The 14,131-nt window shown below is 63.1% G+C and carries 14 protein-coding genes; 9 read left to right on the top strand and 5 right to left on the bottom strand.

What is annotated here, in order from left to right; translation table 11 throughout:
- Positions 1 to 37: 37 nt before the first annotated feature.
- From Q7U49_RS07655 to Q7U49_RS07645, 3 genes are read left to right on the top strand one after another with little or no spacing between them, the layout of a single operon-like run.
- The gene (locus Q7U49_RS07655) at positions 38 to 2,686 is read left to right on the top strand and encodes a circularly permuted type 2 ATP-grasp protein (protein WP_304763593.1); all 2,649 of its coding nucleotides are present in this window, start codon (positions 38 to 40) and stop codon (positions 2,684 to 2,686) included.
- Positions 2,683 to 3,681: a transglutaminase family protein gene (locus Q7U49_RS07650; RefSeq protein ID WP_304763592.1), complete on the top strand. Its 999-nt coding sequence runs from the start codon at positions 2,683 to 2,685 to the stop codon at positions 3,679 to 3,681. The genes Q7U49_RS07655 and Q7U49_RS07650 overlap by 4 nt, the downstream gene beginning before the upstream one ends.
- A 17-nt stretch (positions 3,682 to 3,698) precedes the next feature.
- A complete protein-coding gene (locus Q7U49_RS07645; protein WP_304763591.1) occupies positions 3,699 to 4,157 on the top strand; it encodes a RidA family protein in 459 nt (152 codons plus the stop codon).
- Between the two features lie 6 nt (positions 4,158 to 4,163).
- On the opposite strand, the gene folK is transcribed toward Q7U49_RS07645, so the two are convergent.
- Genes folK through Q7U49_RS07620 form a run of 5 tightly spaced genes read right to left on the bottom strand, consistent with a single transcriptional unit; the run spans position 4,164 to position 8,724 of the window.
- Positions 4,164 to 4,655, bottom strand: coding sequence for a 2-amino-4-hydroxy-6-hydroxymethyldihydropteridine diphosphokinase (folK, locus tag Q7U49_RS07640; RefSeq protein WP_304763590.1), 492 nt, complete (start codon positions 4,653 to 4,655; stop codon positions 4,164 to 4,166).
- A 9-nt stretch (positions 4,656 to 4,664) separates the two neighbouring features.
- Positions 4,665 to 6,269 carry a polynucleotide adenylyltransferase PcnB gene (pcnB, locus tag Q7U49_RS07635; RefSeq protein WP_304763589.1) on the bottom strand — a complete coding sequence of 535 codons (1,605 nt, stop codon included), beginning with the start codon at positions 6,267 to 6,269 and terminating at the stop codon, positions 4,665 to 4,667.
- Positions 6,270 to 6,278: 9 nt separating this feature from the next.
- Positions 6,279 to 6,950 (bottom strand): HAD family phosphatase, encoded by a 672-nt coding sequence (locus Q7U49_RS07630; protein WP_304763588.1) that lies wholly within the window; start codon positions 6,948 to 6,950, stop codon positions 6,279 to 6,281.
- Positions 6,947 to 7,630, bottom strand: coding sequence for a DnaA regulatory inactivator Hda (hda, locus tag Q7U49_RS07625; RefSeq protein ID WP_304763615.1), 684 nt, complete (start codon positions 7,628 to 7,630; stop codon positions 6,947 to 6,949). Before hda ends, Q7U49_RS07630 begins: the two co-directional genes overlap by 4 nt.
- Positions 7,630 to 8,724 (bottom strand): AI-2E family transporter, encoded by a 1,095-nt coding sequence (locus tag Q7U49_RS07620; RefSeq protein WP_304763587.1) that lies wholly within the window; start codon positions 8,722 to 8,724, stop codon positions 7,630 to 7,632. The genes hda and Q7U49_RS07620 overlap by 1 nt, the downstream gene beginning before the upstream one ends.
- A 99-nt stretch (positions 8,725 to 8,823) precedes the next feature.
- Between Q7U49_RS07620 and purM the strand changes: the two genes are divergently transcribed.
- The 6 genes from purM to amrS all read left to right on the top strand — a co-directional run bounded on the left by purM (position 8,824) and on the right by amrS (position 14,127).
- Positions 8,824 to 9,867 carry a phosphoribosylformylglycinamidine cyclo-ligase gene (gene purM / locus Q7U49_RS07615; protein WP_304763586.1) on the top strand — a complete coding sequence of 348 codons (1,044 nt, stop codon included), beginning with the start codon at positions 8,824 to 8,826 and terminating at the stop codon, positions 9,865 to 9,867.
- 132 nt (positions 9,868 to 9,999) lie between these two features.
- On the top strand, positions 10,000 to 11,193 hold the full coding sequence (locus Q7U49_RS07610; protein ID WP_304763585.1) for an MFS transporter: 1,194 nt from the start codon (positions 10,000 to 10,002) through the stop codon (positions 11,191 to 11,193).
- A 16-nt stretch (positions 11,194 to 11,209) separates the two neighbouring features.
- Positions 11,210 to 11,371: a hypothetical protein gene (locus Q7U49_RS07605; RefSeq protein WP_304763584.1), complete on the top strand. Its 162-nt coding sequence runs from the start codon at positions 11,210 to 11,212 to the stop codon at positions 11,369 to 11,371.
- A 191-nt stretch (positions 11,372 to 11,562) separates the two neighbouring features.
- Entirely contained in the window at positions 11,563 to 12,381 is an 819-nt protein-coding gene (gene amrB, locus Q7U49_RS07600; RefSeq protein WP_304763583.1) for an AmmeMemoRadiSam system protein B, read from the top strand.
- Positions 12,371 to 13,051 carry an AmmeMemoRadiSam system protein A gene (gene amrA / locus Q7U49_RS07595; RefSeq protein WP_304763582.1) on the top strand — a complete coding sequence of 227 codons (681 nt, stop codon included), beginning with the start codon at positions 12,371 to 12,373 and terminating at the stop codon, positions 13,049 to 13,051. The genes amrB and amrA overlap by 11 nt, the downstream gene beginning before the upstream one ends.
- Positions 13,048 to 14,127: an AmmeMemoRadiSam system radical SAM enzyme gene (amrS, locus tag Q7U49_RS07590; RefSeq protein ID WP_304763581.1), complete on the top strand. Its 1,080-nt coding sequence runs from the start codon at positions 13,048 to 13,050 to the stop codon at positions 14,125 to 14,127. Before amrA ends, amrS begins: the two co-directional genes overlap by 4 nt.
- Positions 14,128 to 14,131 lie beyond the last annotated feature (4 nt).

Below are 14,131 nucleotides of genomic sequence, written 5' to 3'. Positions count from 1 at the left end.
TCAACGAAAGCGCTGCTTCGCTGGCATACTCACCCAAATGAACGAAGCCGTGCCAGCGCAAACCCCTCCCGCCGAACCCGAGTCACCCGGCGTGGCCGCACTGGCGCGGGCGGCACAAGCCTCTCCTGGACATTTTGATGAGTTGCGCGCAGCCGTCACAGGCAGCGGGAAATTAACCGAAGTTTGGCGGCAATTTTTTTCCAGCCTTGAGAACGACACCGCCACCGACATGGACCAGCGCGCCGCCAATCTGGCGCGCCAGGTGCGCGACAACGGCATCACTTACAACGTTTATGCCGACGAAAACGGACCGCAACGCCCGTGGTCGCTCGACCTCTTTCCGATGATTGTTGACCCGGCGAGCTGGCAGCGCATCGAAGCCGGGGTGTTGCAACGCATGCGCCTGCTCGAGCGGGTCATGGCCGATGTCTACGGACCGCAAACCCTGCTGCATGACGGCTTGTTGCCGCCGGCACTGGTCCACGCGCACCCCGGCTACCTGCGGGCCATGCACGGCGTGACACCGGTGGGCGGGCGTTATCTGCACATTGCCGCGTTTGACCTGGCACATGGGCCCGACGGCAACTGGTGGCTGGAGGGACAGCGCTGCCAAGCTCCTTCAGGCCTGGGTTACTTGCTGGAAAACCGGCTCGCCATCTCGGCGCAATTTCCGCAAGCTTTTCAGAACCTGGGCGTTCAGCGCCTGGCTGGCACCTACCGCGCCTTGATGGACAGCCTCAAGAGCATGAGCCCGGCCGGCCCTGATGCCCATCTGGCGCTGCTGACCCCCGGCCCCTACAACGAAACCTATTTCGAGCACGCTTACCTGGCGCGTTACCTTGGCTTGACTCTGGTCGAAGGCAGCGATTTGCTGGTACGCGACGAGCGCCTGTTTCTCAAAACGCTCAAGGGACTGGTGCCGGTGCATGGCCTGTTAAAACGGGTGGATGACCAGTACCTGGACCCGCTGGAGCTGCGGGCTGATTCCACGCTGGGCGTGCCCGGCCTGTTGCAAGCCATTCGTGCCGGCAACGTGCTGGTGGCCAACGCGCCCGGTTCGGCCTTTCTGGAGTCGCCCGCCTTGTTGGGTTTTTTGCCTGCCTTGTCGCGCCATTTGCTGGACGAAGAACTCAAGCTGCCGGCCCTGCCCACCTGGTGGTGTGGCGAGCGCAGTGCCATGGAAGAAGCACTGCCGCGACTGGCCGACTGTGCCATCAAACCGACCTATCCTGGCTCCCTTGACCATGGCAGTTTCGAGCCGGTACTGGGTGGCAAGCTGGGCGACCGGGCGTTGGATGAGTGGGCCGGGCGCATCGTGCGGCAAGCCGAAGAGCACACGGTACAGGGCTACACGCCGCTGTCGCAGATGCCCACCTGGCAAGCTTCGGTCGCGGGCCAACCGGGCCGGTTGCGCTCGCGCTCGGCCATGCTGCGGGTGTTCGTGGTGTCTGACGGCGCCCAGGGCTGGCGCGTCTTGCCCGGCGGTCTGGCGCGCGTGGCCAGTGCCGGCCAGGAAATCACCTCGATGCAGCGCGGCGGCAGCAGTGCCGACGTCTGGGCACTGACCCGTGGCACGATTGATCACGCCACCCTGCTGGCACCGCACATGACGCCCGAGTCGCTGATGCAGCGCAAGCGCCTCATCACCAGCCGCGCCGCCGAAAATCTGTTCTGGCTCGGCCGCTACACCGAACGCGCCGAAAACGCCATTCGGCTGGCGCGCCTGACGCTGGAATGCCTGCACGGCGAAGAACAATCCTCGGCCCCGTTGCTGGCCTGGCTGAGTCAGATGGCGGTGGCCAACACGCTGGTGCTGCCCGGTGTTCCCTCCGCCTTGCAGGCGCCGCGTGTGTTCGAGCGCAGCCTGATCGACAACCTGGGCAGCAGCAGCGGCGCCACCAGCGTGGGTTACTACCTGCGCGCCCTCAAAATGGTCGGCTCCAGTGTGCGCGAGCGCTTGTCGCAGGAACACTGGCGCATCATCATTCGCTGCGAAGAAGAGCTGTTTGAGCGCTGCGCATCGCAACGCCAACGGGCTGATTTTTCCGCGCTGCAGGCGCTGCAGATCCTCAAAGACACGAGCGACCACATGGCGGCCATCACCGGTGCCCAGACCGACCGCATGACGCGCGACGACGGCTGGCGCCTGCTCAGCATTGGCCGTCACATCGAGCGGCTGGCCTTTTTGTCGTCGGCGCTGATGCGCGGCATCACCACCGGCAGCCTGAAAACCGATGGGGGTTTTGATGCCATGGTGGAACTGTTTGACAGCGCCATCACCTTCCATGCCCAATTCCAGCAAAGCCGCGACATGGCGGCGCTGGTCGACCTGTTGGTGATTGACCGCGACAACCCGCGCTCCATTTCATGGATTGCCCACACCTTGCGCGGTCGCCTGGCCCGTCTGGCCGGCAGCGACCCCAACCGGCTCTGTGCACTGTCACTCAAGGTGCCCAACCCCGGCACCTGGGGCCTGGCCCAACTGTGCGATGAAGCGCCTGACCTGGTGACCCCGGCGCAAACGCAGGACAACACGCCGGATGCCATGGATCCAAGCCTGCAATACGCCCTGCTCAAGGACGTGCTGTACCAGTGCACCGAGGCCAGCTTTGTCGTCTCCGATGACATCAGTGCCACTTATTTCACCCACAGTGGCCTGGCCAACCAGAGTCTGGGGGCGGCATGAAGCTGCACATCACCCATGAGACGGTGTACGACTACCGACCCGCCGTCGAGACGGCGCAGCACATGGCCTATCTGACACCGCTGGACAATGCCACCCAGACCCTGCTGAGCCATAGTCTGCAGGTAAGCCCGGAGCCCGCCCGCATCAACACCACCCGGGACGTTTTTGGCAACAGCCGCAGCTTTTTTTCGCTGCAAGTGCCGCACACCCAACTGCGGGTGCTGGCAAGCAGCCAAGTACTCACCCAGGCGGTGCATTTGCCGCCCAGCGAACTCAGTTGGGAGGCGGTGCGCGAGCACTTTCGCTACCAGGCCCATGCCGGTTTTGAGGCGGCCAACGAATTCGTTTTTGCGTCCCCCATGGCGCCGCGCCACGCTGAATTTAGCGCCTACGCCCGACCCAGCTTCAGTGTCGGTGCCGGACTGTTGGCGGCAGCCATTGACCTGATGCACCGTATCTACCACGACTTCAGCTACGAGAGCCAGAGCACCGAGGTCAACACCCCGGCGCTCGAAGCACTGGCGCAACGCAAGGGTGTTTGCCAGGACTTTGCCCATATTTTGATTGCCTGCCTGCGCAGCATGGGCCTGCCAGCGCGCTACGTCAGCGGCTATTTGCTCACCGAAGCGGCGCCTGGCACGGTCAAGCTCAAGGGCAGTGACGCCTCGCATGCCTGGGCTTCGGTGTATGTGCCTGACTTGCCAAACGGCGAACGCTGGGTCGACCTGGACCCCACCAACGACCGCGCTGGTTGGCCCTCGCCCGGCGAAGACTATGTGACGCTGGCCATTGGCAGGGACTTCTCCGACGTGTCACCCATCCGCGGCGTCATTCACGGTGGTGCCAGCCACACCCTGCGCGTGGGCGTGACCGTGGAGCCCGTGGTTGAAGCGCAGGGATCGTCGCGACCCACACAGAGCCAGTCGCAAAGTCAAAGTCAGGGCTTTGCTCCCAACCAGAGCCAGAGTCAAAATTCAACGTTCAACAAACCCTAAAAACACAGGAAAAAGCCATGAGCATTTACGCCAAACTCAGCCAACTCGGCATCACCCTGCCCCCGGTGGCTGCACCCGCCGCCGCCTACGTGCCGTATGTGCTGACCGGCAATATGGTGTTTTTGAGTGGCCACATCGCCAAAAAAGACGGCAAAGTCTGGGTCGGCCAACTTGGCAAGAACATGAGCACTGAAGAAGGCAAGGCTGCGGCCCGCGCCGTGGCCATTGACCTGATGGGCACCTTGCACGCCGCCGTGGGCGACCTGAACCGCGTCAAACGCATTGTCAAGCTGATGTCCCTGGTCAACTCCACTGGCGACTTCACCGAGCAGCACCTGGTCACCAACGGTGCCAGCGAATTGATTGGCGAAGTTTTTGGCGCTGAGCAAGGGGCACACGCCCGCAGTGCCTTTGGTGTGGCGCAAATCCCGCTGGGTGCCTGTGTCGAAATCGAGTTGATTGCCGAGGTGGCGTGAGGCGATTCAGCGCAAGGCTGAAGTCAGGCGTTCAATCGGCTGGGCGCCGACCGCGCCGAGCTGTCCCGGCTTTACCCGGTCTGGCGCAATCTCGGCCAGCGGCACCAGCACAAAGGCCCGCTCGCCCATGCGCGGATGCGGGATGTGCAGCAAGGCACTGCTGATGCTGGCCTCGCCATAGAGCAGAATGTCGAGGTCGAGCGTGCGTGGGGCATTGCGGTACGGCCGCTCGCGTCCAGCCTGGCGTTCAATCTGTTGCAGGTGCACCAGCAACTCAGGTGCATTGAGCCGGGTGGCTACCGCAATCACCGCATTCAGATAATCCGGTCCGGCAGCTTCCAGTGGCGCCGTGCAATACAGACTGGACGCCGCGACCAGCCGGGTCGCGGGCAAGGCGGCGATGCTTTGCGTGGCAGACCGCAGTGTGGCCCGCGCATCACCCAAGTTGGCGCCCAGCCCCAGGTAGGCCAGTACTTCTGACCGTTCAGCACGCGCCATGGCCGAGCTTCAAGCCTGCGGGTCTTGCGTCGGTGCGTCACCCGCGTCGCGACCTGAAGGACGACGACGACGGCGGCGTTTCTTGGGCGCGTCAGTGCCATCGCCCGCCACTGCGTCAAGCGGCAAGTCCGAGCGCTCTGTTGTCGCGTCCGCAGCAGCTGCTTGCGGCGCGGCGTCCGAATTGGCCCGGCTGGGGACCGAATGCACCCGAGGTGCGCGCGGCGCACGGGGGGTCTTGGCGCGCTGTTGTTGCTGTTCCAGCTTGACCTCGTCGACCATGTCATTGCGCAGGTCGTCATTGGCCAGGCTGAAAGCTTCCCACCAGTCCGACAGCACCATGTCGAGTTCACCGATCTCAGCGCGCAAGCGCATGAAGTCAAAAGCGGCCCGAAAGCGCGCCTGCTCTACCAGGCCGAACGGCGCACTGCCCACGCGTTTTTCAAAGCGCGGCTGCAGCAACCAGATTTCACGCATGTCACCGGCCAGTTTGCCACGCCCGGAGACGTCGCCAATGCGGGCGTCGAACACGTCCTCGATCGCATCCTGCAGCGCCGGATGGGCGTGCTGGCCGTCCTGGATACGCTTGGCGCAACCATCGCGCACATCGGCCCACAACACGCAAGCCAGCAAAAAACTGGGCGCCACCGGTTTGCCCTCGCCGACCCGGCGGTCGGTGTCTTGCAGCGCAGACTTGACAAAAGGCGTCTCGCCGCGCTCCACCACCACGTCGAGCAGCGGGTAAATGCCGTGCGCCAGGCCCAGCACCTTGAGCTGCTCGATGGAGGCCAGCGCATGACCGGTTTGCAGCAGCTTGAGCATCTCGTCGAACAAACGGCTTTGCGGCACCTCGGCCAACAAAGCCCTGGACTTGACCAGTGGCGTGGCCGTTTTGGGCTCCAGCTTGAAGCCCAGCCCATTGAGCTTGGCGGCAAAACGGATGGCGCGGATGATGCGCACCGGGTCTTCCCGGTAGCGCGCCACCGGGTCACCAATCATGCGGATGACGCGGTTTTTCGAATCCTTGATACCGTGGTGATAGTCCACCACGATTTGCGTCTCGGGGTCGTAGTACATGGCGTTGATGGTGAAGTCACGGCGCACCGCGTCTTCCTCCTGCGGACCCCAGACGTTGTCACGCAGCACCCGGCCGGTGCTGTCCACGGCATGCTTCATGCCAGCCAGTTCGCTCTTGCTGGTTTTTTCGTTGCCCGCCACCTGCTCGGCGGCCACGTTGTCCAGGTAAGCGCGGAAGGTGGAGACCTCGATCACCTCATGCTCACGACCGCGGCCATAGACCACATGGACGATGCGAAAACGCCGGCCGATGATGAAGGCGCGCCGGAACAGGCCCTTGACCTGCTCGGGCGTGGCGTTGGTGGCCACGTCGAAGTCTTTGGGGGCCAGGCCCAGCATCAGGTCGCGCACCGCGCCACCGACGATGTAGGCCTCAAAGCCGGCCTGTTTGAGCGTGCGCACCACGTTGAGCGCGCGCTCATCCACCAGCCTGGGGTTGATACCGTGCTCGGACGGGCCAATCTCTTCGCGTTTGCCAAAGGGGTGTTTGTTGACCGGGGCAGCTTTGCCCAACAGCCGATTGATTAATTTTTTGATCATTGTTGTTATTTAAAAAAGTTGAAGTATGCGCCAGCCCCGGTCCAGCGCGATGGCACGCAACCGGTCCTCGGGGTTGGTCGCCACCGGATGCGTCACTTTCTCAAGCAGTGGCAAGTCGTTCATGGAATCGCTGTAAAAAGTGCTCTCTACCTGTTCCCAAGCCAGGCCACGCCTTGCCAGCCACTCCTCCACACGCTTGACCTTGCCCTCCCGGAACGAGGGCGTGCCAGCAATCTCACCCGTGAACCAGCCGCTCTGCGGGTCGCGCGCCAGTTCGATGGCGATCAACTCGGGCACGCCAAACGCGTCTGCAATCGGTCGCGTGACAAACTCATTGGTGGCAGTCACGATCGCCACCATGTCGCCCGCCGACTGGTGTTGCTGAATCAGCTTCAAGGCTTGCGGCTGAATGGCGTTGTGCACCACCGAAGCCATGAATTGGGCATGCGCCGCTGCTGATTTTGCTGCGCCTTGCTGACGCAGGGCCTGCGTGGCAAAGTGCACATATTCAAAAATATTGAGGGTGCCGGCCTTGTACTGCTCGTAAAAGGCATCGTTGCGCTGGTTGAACTCGACCGAGTCGTGCCAGCCCAGGGTGGCGGTGAAGCTGTTCCAGGCATGGTCGGAATCGATCGGGAGCAGCGTGTAGTCCAGGTCAAACAGGGCTATCTTGGGGGTCATGTGTTGTCCATCATGGCTTTGATCAGGGGAATGGTGATGGCGCGGCGGGTTTGCAGGGCGTAACCGTCCATCAATTTGAGCAGCTCCATCAGCGAGCCCAGATCGCGCGAGAAGCGTGTCAGCATGTAGTCCATCACCTCGCCGCTCAAGGCAATGCCGCGCTCGTCGGCGGCCTGGCGCAGCACCGCGCGGCGCTCAGGCTCGCTCAGGGCCTGTAACACAAAAACGTGGCCGCCGCCCAGGCGGGTGCGCAGGTCGTCGCGCAATTTCAGGTCGGCGGGTGGCAGGCTGCCACTGGCCAGGACCGCCATTTGCAGGGTCTGGGCATGCACGAACCAGTTGAAAGCCAGCTGTTGTTGGGCCGTGCTGTAAGCGTGCACATCGTCCATCAGCACACAGGCCCAGGACTCGTCGAACTCGGGCGTCACTTGAACCCCTGCATCGAGCCAACCGACACGGGCGCCCTGCTCCTGCAGCGCCTCGCCCATGGCCTTGAGCAAATGGGTTTTGCCACAGGCATTGCCACCCCACAGGTAAGTCGGCACCGGTGAACGACGAGGGGTGCCGGCAGGCCCCAACCAGAGCTTGAGGTGCGCCAGTGCCGCTTCATTGGCGCCCGCAGAAAAATTTTGCAGGCTGGGCCCCGCAGGCAGCCCCATGTCCAGCACCAGTTGTTGCATCATGCGTTGCCACTATCCCGATAAAGCGCGCTGTGCAAATAAGCGAGGCGGCCCCGGCGAATGGCAACCAGCATCACGGCACTCAGCGGCAAGGCAATCAACACGCCGACAAAACCCAGTACATGCCCAAAAGCCAGCAAGGCAAAAATAACGGCCAATGGATGCAGGCCGACGCGCTCGCCCACCAGGCGCGGGGTCAAAAAGAAGCTCTCCAGTAGCTGGCCCAGGCCGTACACCACAGCCACCATAACCAGCGCACTGACATGACCCGCCTGGGCAGAAAACTCCAGAAAACCAGCCAGCGTGGCCAGAATCAGGCCCAGCCCGAAGCCGAGGTACGGTATGGCCACGGCCAGACCGGTGAACACCCCAATCGGCAGGGCCAGGTCCAGGCCAAACAGTGCCAGCCCGGCGCTGTAGTACACCGCCAGCACCACCATCACCAGCAGTTGGCCGCGCAAGTACTGGCCCATGACGCCATCGGCTTCCAGGGTAAAACTGTCCACCACAGCGCGCAGACGGGGAGGTACCAGCACCAACAGCAGGTCCATGAAGCGGCGCCATTCCATCAGCAGGTAAAACAGCACCACCGGAATCAGCACCGCATTGCCCACCAGCGACAGCGCCACGCTGCCACCGAGCTTGGCCGAGGCCAGCAAGCGGCCCAGCAGGTCCTCAAAGTTGGCGTTCAGGTGCTCCATGGCAAAGGCCTTGAGCCCGGCCACGTCAAACGACATGTGCAGGCCAAATTGCGATAAAAAGGGTTGCAGGAAGGCGTTGAAACGGTCCAGCATGGGCGGCACCTGCTCGCGCAACAGCGGCAACTGCTTGATCAAAATGGGCACCACCAGCAGCATCAGCGCCAGCAGCATAAGTAAAAACACAATTTCCACCAGCAGCACGGCCAGTAGCCGCGGCAAGCGGCCACGGCCCAGTCGGTCGAGCCAATCCACCACCGGCGTCAGCGCGTAAGCCAGTATGGCGGCCACCACAAAGGGCGTCAACACCGGGGCCAGCAGCCAAAGCGTGGCCAGCGTGCCCAGCAGCAGCGCCAGCCAGACAGCAGCTCTTTTTTGAGTGGAAGTAAATTGCATTGAAATGGCCAACGGGCCAACCCCTTAAAATCAGGCCAAATTCTATCGGGCTTACGGCTCGCCGCCTGCGCCCTCCTTTTGCCTTACCTGACCACTGTTATGACCCAATCCACCACCCCTCTTTCCTACAAAGCCGCTGGCGTTGACATCGACGCGGGTGACGCGCTGGTGGAACGCATCAAGCCGCTTGCCAAAAAAACCATGCGCGAAGGCGTGCTGGCTGGTATCGGCGGCTTTGGCGCACTGTTTGAAGTACCCAAACGCTATAAGGAACCGGTGTTGGTGAGCGGCACCGACGGTGTCGGCACCAAGCTCAAGCTGGCCTTCGAGTGGAGCATGCACGACACCGTGGGCATCGACCTGGTGGCCATGAGCGTCAACGACGTGCTGGTGCAAGGCGCAGAACCCTTGTTTTTTCTCGACTATTTTGCCTGCGGCAAGCTCGACGTCGACACCGCCGCCGCGGTGGTCGGCGGCATCGCCAAAGGCTGCGAGCTCTCGGGCTGCGCCCTGATCGGCGGCGAAAACGCTGAGATGCCCGGCATGTACCCGGCCGGCGAATACGACCTGGCCGGTTTTGCCGTCGGCGCGGTCGAAAAGTCCAAAATTTTGACGGGTGCCTCTGTCGCCCCTGGCGATGTGGTGCTGGGCCTGGCCTCCAGCGGTGTGCACTCGAACGGTTTCAGCTTGGTGCGCAAATGCATCGAGCGCGCGGAGGCCGCCGGCACGGTGCCCGCCACACTCGACGGCAAAGCCTTCAAACAGGCACTGATGGAACCCACCCGCCTCTACGTGAAGAACGTGCTGACGGCGCTGGCGGCCCACCCGATCAAAGCGCTGGCCCACATCACGGGCGGCGGCCTGCTGGAAAACATTCCACGGGTGCTGCCAGAAGGCATGGCTGCCCATCTGACCAAAGGCAGCTGGCCGCAAACCGAACTGTTTGCCTGGCTGCAAGCCACCGCCGGCATTGACGACATCGAGATGAACCGCACCTTCAACAACGGCATCGGCATGGCGGTGGTCATTGACGCCGCCAACGCGCAAGCCTGTGCCGACATGCTGCGCGCCTCGGGTGAAACGGTTTACGAGATTGGTGTGATTGCCCCACGCGGCGACAGCGCCGCCGTTCTGGTGCGCTGAGTCCGGGCCATGAACCGGTGTCGTCATCCCGAGCGCTTCCATGAACCCAACCCCATCGCGGCGAGGGCGCCGCTCCCACAAGAACCCTGATGCTTTTGCAGGAGGCCCGCCCTCGGGCCGATGGATGTAAGCATGTCACCACAAGCCCAGCCCTTGCGCAAGTTGCCCGCCAGCATCTGGGCGCTGGGTTTTGTCAGTCTGCTGATGGACGTGTCGAGTGAGCTGATTCACAGCCTGCTGCCGGTGTTCATGGCCACTACCTTGGGCATCAGCATCCTTGTCATTGGACTGATCGAAGGCGCGGCCGAAGCCACGGCACTCATCGTCAAGGTGTTTTCCGGCGCCTTGAGCGATTACTGGGGCAAGCGCAAGCCACTCGCCGTGCTGGGCTACGGCCTGGGCGCCTTGTCCAAGCCGCTGTTCGCGCTGGCCACCTCCAGCGGCTGGATCATCACCGCGCGGCTGGCGGATCGGGTTGGCAAAGGCATTCGCGGTGCGCCGCGGGACGCGCTGGTGGCCGACATCGCGCCACCCGAGCTGCGTGGCGCCGCCTTTGGCCTGCGTCAATCGCTGGACACCGTGGGCGCTTTTTTGGGGCCGATGCTGGCTATCGGCTTCATGCTGCTGTGGCAGAACGACTTTCGCGCCGTGTTCTGGGTGGCCACGGTGCCGGCTGTGCTGTGTGTGGCGCTGCTGGTGTGGGGCGTGCGGGAGCCGGATCGCCCGGTGCAGCACAAGCGCATCAACCCGATCAGTCGCGCCAACCTGGCCCGTTTGAGCCCTGCCTACTGGTGGGTGGTCGGCGTCGGTGCCGTGTTCACGCTCGCGCGTTTCAGCGAAGCCTTTCTGGTGCTGCGAGCTCAGCAAGGCGGCCTGGCGCTGGCCTGGACCCCGGTGGTGCTGATCGCCATGAACATGGTTTACGCCGGGTGCGCCTACCCGTTTGGCAAGTTGGCCGACAAAATGCGGCACACGACTTTGTTGGGCTGGGGCCTGCTGCTGTTGATTGCCGCCGACCTGCTGCTGGCCACCAGCAACAGTGGCTGGGTGTTTTGGCTGGGCGTGGCGCTTTGGGGCCTGCACATGGCCATGACACAAGGCCTGCTGGCCGCCATGGTGGCCGACACCGCCCCCGCCGATTTACGCGGCACCGCCTACGGGTTTTTCAACCTGCTCAGCGGCGTGGCGATGCTGGCCGCCAGCGGTCTGGCGGGTGGCTTGTGGCAGTTTTTCGGGGCCTCGTTCACCTTCATGGCGGGCATTGGCTTTGCAGTGCTGGCGTTGGGCTTGCTGGCGCTGCAGCCGCGGCAATTGCCTCGCACATGAGGTCTCGATCATCCGTGTGTTTCACGTCGATGGCCCCCGGCTTGCCAGCAACGCGTTTGCGCTGGAGTCCGGCCAGGTCAAGCCGCTGGCCGAGCTCCATACGTTCGAGGCCGACGCCACCCTGACCTGGGACATGCAGCATCTGGACGGCTCGGTGCTGGCGGAAGCAACGGGCTAAACCAGCACCAGGCGGGCAGTGAAGTACACGTAAAGCGTCACCGGCATGGATTCAATGACCATGCTGTGCATTCCGACCTTGAGAATAATCACGCAGGCGGCGCGTTCTTTGTCGCAGAATTTCCATTGTGTTGCGCTCAGTCAACCCCATCTGTTTGAGCAGTAATGTTTTCTTTATTAAAGGAAATCAAGATGCCCCAAGTTCGCCCACCCGCTGTCGCCGGGTCTTTTTACCCGGGGCGCAGTCAGACCCTGTCGCACGATGTGCTGGCCATGCTGGCCTCTGCCAAGCCGGACGCTACCGGCACGGCCGCCCCGCCGCCCAAGGCCCTGATCGTGCCCCATGCGGGCTACATCTACTCCGGCGCCACCGCAGCACAGGCCTATGCCCAGCTCGGCGCAGTGCGCCACACCATCCGGCGCGTGGTCTTGCTGGGGCCGGTGCACCGGGTGCCGGTACGTGGCCTGGCCTTGCCGGGCGCTGACTACTTTGCCACGCCGCTGGGTGAGATTGAGGTCGACCAGAACGCGGTGGCGGCCATCCGCGCCCTGCCCCAGGTGGTGGTCAGCCCGGCGGCGCACGCGCAGGAGCATTCGCTGGAGGTGCAATTGCCGTTTTTGCAGTTGGCGCTGGATGATTTCAAGCTGCTGCCGCTGGCCGTCGGCGACGCCACCCCGGCTGAGGTGGCCCAAGTGCTGGAGCTACTGTGGGGCGGTGCCGAGACCTTGATCGTGATCAGCTCCGATCTCTCGCACTTTCTGCCCTACGCCACTGCCCAGGCTGTGGACCGCGCAACCGTGCAAGGCATGCTGCAGTTGCAGACCAAGCTGAACCACCAGCAAGCCTGTGGTGCCACTCCGGTCAACGGCCTGCTGCTGGCCGCCCGCCAGCACCATTTGCAGCCGCATCTGCTGGGGCTGTGCAATTCTGGTGACACAGCGGGTGACAAGGGGCGCGTGGTGGGTTATGCGGCGCTGGCCTTCACACCAGGAGAAAACCATGCGCACTGACACCACAGTACCAGGAGCCAGAGCGGCAGAGCGTTCTGCGCAGGTAAAAGGAGCAGCCCGCAGGGCGGGGGACACGCAGCAGAACGCTCTGCCGCCCTGGCGCCTGGACGAGCATGGCCCATTGCTGTTGCAAATTGCCCGCACGGCCATCTCGAACGCGTTGGGGCGCGCGGTGGCGCTGCCCGAACCCATCAGCGAAGCGGCCGATGTGTTGCAGGCGCCGGGGGCCAGTTTTGTCACCTTGAACCAGCATGGGCAACTGCGCGGTTGCATTGGCTCACTGCAGGCACACAGACCGCTGATCCAGGATATCCAGGCCAACGCCGTGGCGGCCGCCCTGCACGACCCACGTTTTACGCCGTTGACCTTGCCGGAGCTGGACATCACCACTGTGGAGGTCTCAGTGCTGTCGGCCATGCAGCCGCTGCCGTTCACTTCTGAGGCCGATGCGCTGGCGCTACTGCGTCCTGGTGTGGACGGCGTGGTGTTTGAGTTCGGGCGTTATCGCAGCACTTTCTTGCCGCAGGTCTGGGAGCAGTTGCCCAAGCCACGGCAATTCATGGCCCACCTCAAACAAAAGGCTGGTCTGGCGCCTGATTTTTGGGCGCCAGGGGTCCGGCTACAGCACTACACCGTGCACAAATTCAAGGAAAGCGAGGTGTCATCATGAAAGTGGAATCATCCAACTACCCCGCCCGCTACTGGCACCGAAACGACGATGGCCGCCTGCAGTGCGACCTGTGCCCGCGCGACTGCAAGCTGCACGACGGCCAACGCGGCGCCTGTTTTGTGCGCATGCGCCAGGGTGAGCAGATGGTCTTGACCACCTACGGGCGCTCCTCGGGTTTCTGCATTGACCCGATCGAAAAGAAACCCTTCAACAATTTTTACCCGGGCAGCAGCGTGTTTTCGTTTGGCACGGCGGGCTGCAACCTGGCCTGCAAGTTCTGCCAGAACTGGGACATCAGCAAGTCGCACGACATGGACAGCCTGATGGACCAGGCCTCGCCCGAAGCTATCGCCAAGGCGGCGCGCGAGCATGGTTGCAAGAGTGTGGCCTTTACCTACAACGACCCGGTGATTTTTGCCGAGTACGCCATGGACACGGCCGATGCCTGCCATGCGCTGGGCATCCAGACCGTGGCGGTCACGGCGGGCTACATCCACGAGCAGCCGCGGCGTGAGTTGTTCGCCAAAATGGACGCCGCCAATGTCGACCTGAAGGCGTTTACCGAAGACTTTTATTTCAAGCTGTCCAGCGCCCACCTGCAGCCCATACTCGACACCCTGGTCTACCTCAAGCACGAGACCCGGGTCTGGCTGGAGCTCACCACCTTGCTGATCCCGGGGTACAACGACTCAGACCAGGAGCTGGTGGCCATGTGCAACTGGATCATGAAAGAGCTCGGGCCTGATGTGCCGCTGCACTTCTCGGCTTTTCACCCCGATTACAAGATGATGGACGTGCCCCCCACACCCGTTGCCACGCTGGTGCGCGCCCGCAACATTGCACTCAAGCAAGGCTTGCATTACGTCTACACCGGCAACGTGCACAACATCGAGGGCGACACCACCTTTTGCCCGAGTTGCCAGGCGCCGCTGATCGTGCGCGACTGGTACCAGATCAATGACTACCGGCTGACCGCCTTAGGCCACTGCCCGGACTGCGGTAACCCGGTGGCCGGACGCTTTGATGCCAAGTGTGGCCATTTTGGGCGGCAGCGGATACCGGTCACCTTGGGTTGACTGG

The organism is Rhodoferax sp. (assembly GCF_030653815.1).
Classification (GTDB): Bacteria; Pseudomonadota; Gammaproteobacteria; order Burkholderiales; family Burkholderiaceae_C; genus Rhodoferax.
Note: the sequence above shows the minus strand (reverse complement) of the source record. Positions and strands in the feature narration are given on the sequence as shown.

What these genes read in the sequence shown, in the direction of transcription:
- hda (WP_304763615.1), bottom strand. Translation starts at nt 7,630, where the DNA reads ATGCAACAACTGGTGCTGGACATGGGGCTGCCTGCGGGGCCCAGCCTG.
- Q7U49_RS07630 (WP_304763588.1), bottom strand. Translation starts at nt 6,950, where the DNA reads ATGACCCCCAAGATAGCCCTGTTTGACCTGGACTACACGCTGCTCCCG.
- Q7U49_RS07645 (WP_304763591.1), top strand. Translation starts at nt 3,699, where the DNA reads ATGAGCATTTACGCCAAACTCAGCCAACTCGGCATCACCCTGCCCCCG.
- Q7U49_RS07620 (WP_304763587.1), bottom strand. Translation starts at nt 8,724, where the DNA reads ATGCAATTTACTTCCACTCAAAAAAGAGCTGCTGTCTGGCTGGCGCTG.
- amrB (WP_304763583.1), top strand. Translation starts at nt 11,563, where the DNA reads ATGCCCCAAGTTCGCCCACCCGCTGTCGCCGGGTCTTTTTACCCGGGG.
- Q7U49_RS07655 (WP_304763593.1), top strand. Translation starts at nt 38, where the DNA reads ATGAACGAAGCCGTGCCAGCGCAAACCCCTCCCGCCGAACCCGAGTCA.
- Q7U49_RS07650 (WP_304763592.1), top strand. Translation starts at nt 2,683, where the DNA reads ATGAAGCTGCACATCACCCATGAGACGGTGTACGACTACCGACCCGCC.
- Q7U49_RS07610 (WP_304763585.1), top strand. Translation starts at nt 10,000, where the DNA reads ATGTCACCACAAGCCCAGCCCTTGCGCAAGTTGCCCGCCAGCATCTGG.
- pcnB (WP_304763589.1), bottom strand. Translation starts at nt 6,269, where the DNA reads ATGATCAAAAAATTAATCAATCGGCTGTTGGGCAAAGCTGCCCCGGTC.
- folK (WP_304763590.1), bottom strand. Translation starts at nt 4,655, where the DNA reads ATGGCGCGTGCTGAACGGTCAGAAGTACTGGCCTACCTGGGGCTGGGC.
- purM (WP_304763586.1), top strand. Translation starts at nt 8,824, where the DNA reads ATGACCCAATCCACCACCCCTCTTTCCTACAAAGCCGCTGGCGTTGAC.
- amrS (WP_304763581.1), top strand. Translation starts at nt 13,048, where the DNA reads ATGAAAGTGGAATCATCCAACTACCCCGCCCGCTACTGGCACCGAAAC.
- amrA (WP_304763582.1), top strand. Translation starts at nt 12,371, where the DNA reads ATGCGCACTGACACCACAGTACCAGGAGCCAGAGCGGCAGAGCGTTCT.